The following is a 7,791-nucleotide window of genomic DNA, read 5'->3' as shown; positions in this document are numbered from 1 at the left end:
GTCGCGCTCCGCGCGAGCCTTGACCCCGACGCCTCATGCCCGACGCACCCTCAACTACGCGAAGGGGACCAGACCGCCGGTCACCAACCCCCTTGACTCACCACGCTCCTTCAGGGATGACGTCTCGTGCACTGCTTGACGTCTCGCGCCCTACTTGACGTCTCGCGGGAGGGTCAGGCCATCTCCACCAGCGGCAGCCCGCGGGTGAGGACCTCGCCGTAGGTGGGGTCCGGGTCGAGCCGGCGCAGCTCCTCGATCAGGCAGTTCTCGATGTCCCGCTGGGGCAGGTTCACCCGCTGGTCCGGGCGCCCCGGCCGGCTGAGCACGGCCACGGTGGAGCCGTTGGCCCGCGCCAGGCTCACCGGCCCGGACTCGCGCTCCAGCACGACGGCGCTGATGGCGTCGTCGCCGGCGACGCCCTCCATGGTCACCGGCACCCGCAGCCGCTCGGCCAGCCACCCGGCCAGCAGGGCGATGGAGGGGTGGTAGGGCGAGCCGGTCACGGTCGCCGCCGTCACCGCCTCCATGGGCGGCTCGTCGAGCGCCGCCGCCAGGATGCTGCGCCACATGGTCAGCCCGGCCCAGGACAGGTCGGTGTCGCCGGGGGCGTAGTTCTCCCGCAGCTCGGCCATGACCAGCCCGGGGTCGGGGCAGTGCATGGAGTTGGTGATGCGCCGCTGCGCCATCCGCCCGATCGGGTGCTGCGAGGGCGCCGCCGGGGGAGTGTTCACCCACCAGGCGACGATCGGGGCGTCGGGCAGCAGCAGCGGCATGATGAGCGTGTCCGGCCGGGCGCCGGCCCCGCCGTAGGGACGCAGCACCACGACCTCCGAGGCGCCCGCGTCGCGCCCGACCCGGATCTCCGCGTCCAGCCCGGCCCGCCCGTCGGTGTCGTTGTCCCGCAGCACGACGAGCACGCGCGAGGGGTGCTCGTGCGAGGCGACGTTGGACGAGCGGATGCCCGCCTCGGCGGAGGCCTCGTCGTCGGCGAGGATGACCAGGGTGAGCACGCGGCCCAGGGCGACGGCGCCGCCCTCGTCGCGCAGCGAGACGAGCCGGTTGCCGACGGCGGCGGACGTGGTGTCGTTGAGGGTGACGATCATCGGCGGACCTTCCCGGTGAGGGACGACGGCGCGGCGGGCGTCGTCGGGACGAGTGACGGCACGGGGGCGGGGCGGGTCACGGCCGGCGCCAGGTGCGGCCGTCGATCGCGAGCATGTCGTCGGCACCGGCCGGCCCCCACGAGCCGGGCGCGTACGGCTCCGGCTGCCCGCTGTGCGACCAGTGGTCGATGATCGGGTCGAGGATCTGCCAGGACAGCTCGACCTCGGTCTGGCGCGGGAACAGCGGCGGGTCGCCGAGCAGCACGTCGAGGATGAGCCGCTCGTAGGCCTCGGGGGAGTTCTCCGTGAAGGCGTGGCCGTAGCCGAAGTCCATGGTGACGTCCCGGACCTCCATGGCGGTGCCCGGCACCTTCGAGCCGAACCGGATCGTCACGCCCTCGTCCGGCTGGACCCGGATGACCAGGGCGTTCTGCCCGAGCTCCTGGGTGGAGGTGCTGTCGAAGGGCAGGTGCGGCGCCCGCTTGAAGACGACGGCGATCTCCGTCACCCGCCGGCCGAGCCGCTTGCCGGCCCGCAGGTAGAACGGCACCCCGGCCCAGCGGCGGGTGTCGACGTCGAGGCGCATGGCGGCGTAGGTCTCGGTGATCGAGGTCGGCGGGATGCCGTCCTCCTCGAGGTAACCGCGCACCTGCACCCCGCCCTGCCACCCGGCGGCGTACTGGCCGCGGGCGGTGTGCAGGGACAGGTCCTCGGGCAGCTTGACCGCGGAGAGCACCTTCTCCTTCTCGGCGCGCAGCGCCTCCGGCCCGAAGGAGACCGGCTCCTCCATGGCGGTCAGCGCGAGCAGCTGGAGCAGGTGGTTCTGGATGACGTCGCGGGCGGCGCCGATCCCGTCGTAGTAGCCCGCCCGGGTGCCGATGCCGATGTCCTCGGCCATGGTGATCTGGACGTGGTCGACGTAGTGGGCGTTCCACACCGGCTCGAACATCTGGTTGGCGAAGCGCAGCGCCAGGATGTTCTGGACGGTCTCCTTGCCCAGGTAGTGGTCGATCCGGAAGACGGCGTCGGGCGGGAACACCTCCGAGACGACCTTGTCCAGGTCCTGGGCGGAGGCCAGGTCGTGCCCGAACGGCTTCTCGATGACCACCCGGCGCCACCCGGTCGCGTCGCGGCCGGACAGGCCGGAGCGGGCCAGCTGGCGCAGCACCACGGGGAAGGAGTCCGGCGGGACGGACAGGTAGAAGGCGTGGTTGCCGCCGGTGCCGCGCTCGGTGTCGAGCTCCTGGACGGTCTGGGCGAGCCGGTCGAACGCGGCGTCGTCGTCGAACTCGCCCTGGACGAACCGGAACCCGGACGCCAGCTGGTTCCAGGTGCGCTCGTTGAACGGCGTGCGGGCGTGCTCGCGCACGGCGTCGTGGACCACCTGGGCGAAGTCGTCGGTGCTCCAGTGCCGCCGGCCGAAGCCGGTCAGCGCGAACGAGGGCGGGAGCAGCCCGCGGTTGGCCAGGTCGTAGATCGCCGGCATGAGCTTGCGGCGGGCCAGGTCGCCGGTGATCCCGAAGATCACCAGGCCCGACGGGCCGGCGATGCGGGGCAGCCGGCGGTCGCGGGGGTCGCGCAGCGGGTTGCTCACGGCGGGGGTGGTGGTGCGGATGGTGGTCATGCTGCCGGCCCTTCCAGAACGCCCGCCAGCCAGGCGAGCGCGTCAGCGTTGGTCACGTGCAGGCGCAGCACGGGACGGCCGCGCTCGGTGAGCACGGCGGCGTCGCCCGCGGCCTGGGCGGAGATGAGGGTAGCGAAGTCGAAGTCGCGGCCGGGGATCTGTACCGGGTGGCGGGCGGTCCCGGTCAGCTGCAGGAAGACCCCGACCGCCGGGCCCCCCTTGTGCAGCTGCCCGGTGGAGTGCAGGAACCGCGGGCCCCAGCCGAAGGTGACCGGCCGGCCGGTGCGGGCGGCCAGGGCGGCGCGCACCCCGGCGAGGGTGTCGGCGGCCCGGCCCTCCCGGTCCAGGTAGGCCATGACGGCGAGGTAGCCGTCCGGGCCGAGCCGGCCCAGCAGGTTCCCGACCGCCTCGGCCACCGTGGTGGCCCCGGCCAGCAGGTCCGCGGGGCCGCGGACCTCCACGCCGGAGTCGGTGAACGCCGGCGGTTCGGGCGCCGGGGTCTGCTCGAGCAGCCCGCGCGCGGCCGCCTTGGCGGCCTCGACGTCGGGCTGGTCGAAGGGGTTGATGCCGAGCAGGCGGCCGGCCACGGCCACCGCATGCTCCCACAGCAGCAGCGTGCCGCCGAGGGTGCCGGCGACGGTGACCTCGGTGCGCGCGGCGGCGCCGGCGTCCTCCCCACCCTCGTCGGTCTCGTCCGTCAGCGGCAGGAGCACCACGGGCAGCACGTCCGCGGCGGGCGCGGCGAGCTCGGGGGCGTCGGCGCCGACGACGACGGGCAGCAGGCCGGTGCCGGCCTTGCCGGTGGACTCCGCGAGAAGCTGCTCGGCCCAGTCCCCGAGGTGGAACAGGCCCGACCCGGCGTCGCGCAGGACGACCTTGCCGCGCAGGGGGTCGGTGCCGGCCAGCGCGGCGCCGAGGACGAGCGCCGGGTTGGCCTCGGAGTCCTCGGCGAAGAACGGGGCGACGGCGGCGGCGTCGTCGAGCACCTGGGCGACGTCGACCCCGGCCAGCGCCGCGGGCACGAGCCCGAACGCCGTCAGCGCCGAGAACCGGCCGCCCACGTGCGGGTCGGCGGTGAACACGGCCCGGTACCCGGCGGCCCTGGCCGCCGCCTCGAGCGGGGAGCCCGGGTCGGTGACGACGACGATGTGGCGGGCCGCGTCCAGCCCGGCGGCGGTGAACGCCGCCTCGATGGTGCGGCGCTGGGAGTCGGTCTCCACCGTGGTCCCCGACTTCGAGGACACGACGAGGACCGTGGCGCGCAGGTCGCCCTCCAGGGCGCGGTGGACCTGCTCGGGGTCGGTGGAGTCGAGCACCGTCAGCTGCGCGCCGGCGGTGCCGGCGAGCACCTCGGGCGCCAGCGACGACCCGCCCATGCCGGCCAGGACCACCCGGTCGATCCCCTCGGCGGCCAGCTCGGCGCGCAGCGCGGCCAGCGGCTCCAGGAGCGGGCGGGAGGTGTCGGGCAGCGCCGTCCAGGCCAGGCGCACCCGCGCCTCGGCCTCCGCGGCCGGACCCCACAGGGTGGGGTCCTGGGCGGCGAGTCGGCTCGCCACCTGCTCGGCCACCAGCGCCGGCACGCGCGCCGCGACGGCGTGGGCGGCGTCGCCGGTGGCGGTGACCTCGATGAGGGCACCGCCGTCCGGCCCCGCCCACGCCACCGTGGCGGCAGGTGCGCTCACTTCGCGACCGCCTGCCCCGCACGGTCGAGGGCGGCGGTGACGGTCTCGAGGAGCTCGGTCCAGCTCTTCTCGAACTTCTCGACGCCCTCGGCCTCCAGCACGTCGGTGACGTCGGTGTAGGAGACCCCGAGCCGCTCGAGCTCGTCGAGCAGCGCGCGGGCGTCGTCGTAGGTGCCGTGGACGGTGTCGCCGCGCAGGTCCGCGTGGTCGGCGACCGCCTGCATGGTCTTCTCCGGCATGGTGTTGACGACGCCGTCGACCACGAGCTCGTCGACGTACATCGTGTCCGGGTAGGCCGGGTCCTTCACGCCGGTCGAGGCCCACAGCGGGCGCTGGGGGTGGGCGCCGGCCGCGGCCAGCTCCTCCCAGCGCGGGGTGGAGAAGATCTCCTCGTAGGCCTCGAAGGCGAGGCGGGCGTTGGCGATGCCGGCCTTGCCCTTGAGGGCCGCGGCCTCCTCGGTGCCGATGGCGTCGAGGCGCTTGTCGATCTCGGTGTCCACGCGGGAGACGAAGAAGGACGCCACGGAGCGGACGGTGCTCAGGTCGACGCCGGCGCGGTGGGCCTGCTCGAGGCCGTCGAGGTAGGCGTTGGCGACGGCGCGGTAGCGGTCGAGGGAGAAGATCAGCGTGACGTTGACGCTGATGCCCTCGCTGATCGCCTTGGTGATCGCGGGCAGCCCCTCGAGGGTGGCCGGGATCTTCACCATGGTGTTGGGCCGGTCGACCGTGCGCCACAGCAGGCGGGCCTGCTCGATGGTGGCGTCGGTCTGCTTGGCCAGGCGCGGGTCGACCTCGATCGACACCCGCCCGTCCTGCCCGTCGGTGTCGCGGTAGACGTCGGCGAACAGGTCGGCGGCGGAACGGACGTCGTCGGTGGTGATGGTCAGCACCGCGTCGTCCAGACTCGTCCCGGCGGCCGCGAGGGTGGCCACCTGCTCGTCGTAGTCGTGGGCCTTGGCCAGGGCGCCGGCGAAGATCGTCGGGTTGGTGGTCACGCCCACCACGTGCTTGGTCCGGATGAGGTCGGCGAGGCCGCCGCCGTTGAGCCGGCCGCGCGAGAGGTCGTCGAGCCAGATGGAAACGCCCTGGCTGCTCAGCTCGCCCAGTCGGTCAGTCGTGCTCTCGGTCATGTTGTGTGCTCCAGACTCCGTGATGGTGAGGTGTGGTGGGCGCGACCACCGCGGTCACTTGGGCAGGTCGCCCGTGCCGGCCGTGGTGGGGGTGGTCTCGCCGGAGGGCGCCGCGTCGCCCTCGGCGGCCGCGATGGACTCCTTGGCGGCGGCGGCGACGGCCTCGGCGGTGATCCCGAACTTCTCGTAGATCACCTTGTAGTCGGCGGAGGCGCCGTAGTGCTCGAGGGAGACCGAGCGGCCGGCGTCGCCGACCAGGTGACGCCAGCTCATCGCGATGCCGGCCTCGACGGAGACGCGGGCGCGCACCGCGGCGGGCAGCACCTCCTCGCGGTAGGCGGCGTCCTGCTCGGCGAACCACTCCTGGCTGGGCACGGACACCACGCGGGCGTGGATGCCCTCGGCCGCGAGCTGCTCGCGGGCCGCCAGGGCCAGCTGCACCTCCGAGCCGGTGCCCATGAGGATGACGTCGGGGGTGCCGCCCTCGGCCTCGGCGAGGACGTAGGCGCCGCGCAGCGTGCCCTCGGCGCTCGCCAGGGTCTCGGCCGTGGCCGGGCCCTCGCCGCGCTCGGGGTTGGGCACGTCCTGGCGGGTCAGGACGATCCCGGCCGGGCGGTCGGTGCGCTCGAGGATGCCGCGCCAGGCCCAGGCGGTCTCGGCGGCGTCGGCGGGGCGGACGACGTCGAGGCCGGGGATGGCGCGCAGGGCCGAGAGGTGCTCGACCGGCTGGTGGGTCGGGCCGTCCTCGCCCAGGCCGATGGAGTCGTGCGTCCACACGAACGTCGACGGGATGCCCATGAGCGCGGCCAGGCGGACCGCGGGGCGCATGTAGTCGGAGAAGGTGAGGAACGTCCCACCGTAGGGGCGGGTCAGCCCGTGCAGCACGATGCCGTTGAGGGCCGCGGCCATGGCGTGCTCGCGGACGCCGAAGTGCAGCGTGCGCCCGTAGGGGTTGCCCGGGAACATCTTGCTGGCGCGGTCCTCGGGCAGGAAGGACGGCTCGCCCTTCATCGTGGTGTTGTTCGAGCCGGCCAGGTCGGCGGAGCCGCCCCACAGCTCGGGCAGCGTGCCGGCCAGCGCGGAGAGGACCTCGCCGGAGGCCTTGCGGGTGCTCACGGCCTTGCCGGCCTCGAAGGAGGGCAGCGCGGCCTCCCAGCCCTCGGGCAGGGCGCGGGCCTGCAGCCGGTCGAGCAGGGCGGCGGCGTCGGGGTGCTGCTCGCGCCAGGCGGCGAAGGCGGCGTCCCACTGCTCGCGGGCGGCCGCGGCGCGAGCGGTGGCGTTGCCCCGGGTGTGGCCGATGACGTCGTCGGCGACCTCGAAGGACTTCTCCGGGTCGAAGCCGAGGATCTTCTTGACGGCGGCGACCTCGTCGGCGCCGAGCGCCGAGCCGTGGATGGCGCCGGTGTTCTGCTTGTTCGGGGCCGGCCAGCCGATGATGGTGCGCAGCGCGATGATCGAGGGGCGGCCGGTCTCGGCCTTGGCGGCCTGGATGGCGTTCCACAGCGCGGGGACGTCCTCGGCGTACTCGCTGCCGCCGTGCGTCCAGTCCACGCTCTGGGTGTGCCAGCCGTACGCGGCGTAGCGGCCCAGCACGTCCTCGGTGAAGGCGATGTTGGTGTCGTCCTCGATGGAGATCTTGTTGTCGTCGTAGATGACGACGAGGTTGCCCAGCTGCTGGGTGCCGGCCAGCGAGGACGCCTCGCCGCTCACGCCCTCCTCGAGGTCGCCGTCGGAGGCGATGACGAAGATGTGGTGGTCGAAGGGGCTGGTGCCGGGGGCGGCGTCGGGGTCGAGCAGGCCCCGCTCGCGGCGCGATGCCATCGACATGCCGACGGCGGAGGCGATGCCCTGGCCCAGCGGGCCGGTGGTGATCTCCACGCCCTTGGTGTGGCGGTACTCCGGGTGGCCGGGGGTCTTCGAGCCCCAGGTGCGCAGCGCCTCGATGTCCTCGAGCTCCAGGCCCATGCCAGCGAGGTAGAGCTGGATGTACTGGGTGAGGGAGGAGTGGCCGGCGGAGAGGACGAAGCGGTCACGGCCGAGCCAGTGCTCGTCCGCCGGGTCCAGCCGCATGACCTTCTGGTACAGGAGGTAGGCGGCGGGCGCGAGCGACATCGCGGTGCCGGGGTGGCCGTTGCCGACCTTCTGGACGGCGTCGGCGGCGAGCACCCGGACGGTGTCGACGGCGCGCTGGTCGAGGTCCGACCACTCCAGGTCGGTGCTCTGATCGGTCGCGGCGGGCGTTGCGTTCACAA

Annotated in this window: 5 protein-coding genes; all 5 read right to left on the bottom strand. The window is 73.9% G+C overall.

The window, feature by feature from the left end:
- Positions 1–173: 173 nt before the first annotated feature.
- The 5 genes from GD970_RS03335 to tkt all read right to left on the bottom strand — a co-directional run bounded on the left by GD970_RS03335 (position 174) and on the right by tkt (position 7,789).
- The gene (locus tag GD970_RS03335) at positions 174–1,103 is read right to left on the bottom strand and encodes a glucose-6-phosphate dehydrogenase assembly protein OpcA (protein ID WP_152200712.1); all 930 of its coding nucleotides are present in this window, start codon (positions 1,101–1,103) and stop codon (positions 174–176) included.
- A 76-nt stretch (positions 1,104–1,179) separates the two neighbouring features.
- Entirely contained in the window at positions 1,180–2,727 is a 1,548-nt protein-coding gene (gene zwf, locus GD970_RS03330; protein WP_152200710.1) for a glucose-6-phosphate dehydrogenase, read from the bottom strand.
- Complete coding sequence (locus tag GD970_RS03325; protein ID WP_152200768.1) at positions 2,724–4,355, bottom strand: glucose-6-phosphate isomerase; 1,632 nt, start codon at positions 4,353–4,355, stop codon at positions 2,724–2,726. Before GD970_RS03325 ends, zwf begins: the two co-directional genes overlap by 4 nt.
- A 50-nt stretch (positions 4,356–4,405) precedes the next feature.
- Positions 4,406–5,539: a transaldolase gene (tal, locus tag GD970_RS03320; protein ID WP_152200707.1), complete on the bottom strand. Its 1,134-nt coding sequence runs from the start codon at positions 5,537–5,539 to the stop codon at positions 4,406–4,408.
- 54 nt (positions 5,540–5,593) lie between these two features.
- Positions 5,594–7,789 carry a transketolase gene (gene tkt / locus GD970_RS03315; protein ID WP_193314871.1) on the bottom strand — a complete coding sequence of 732 codons (2,196 nt, stop codon included), beginning with the start codon at positions 7,787–7,789 and terminating at the stop codon, positions 5,594–5,596.
- Positions 7,790–7,791: the final 2 nt, after the last annotated feature.

It is taken from the genome of Georgenia thermotolerans, assembly GCF_009193185.1.
Classification (GTDB): domain Bacteria; phylum Actinomycetota; class Actinomycetes; order Actinomycetales; family Actinomycetaceae; genus Georgenia; species Georgenia thermotolerans.
The sequence above is the reverse complement of the archived record's forward strand: the minus strand, read 5'-3'. Positions and strand labels throughout refer to the sequence as shown.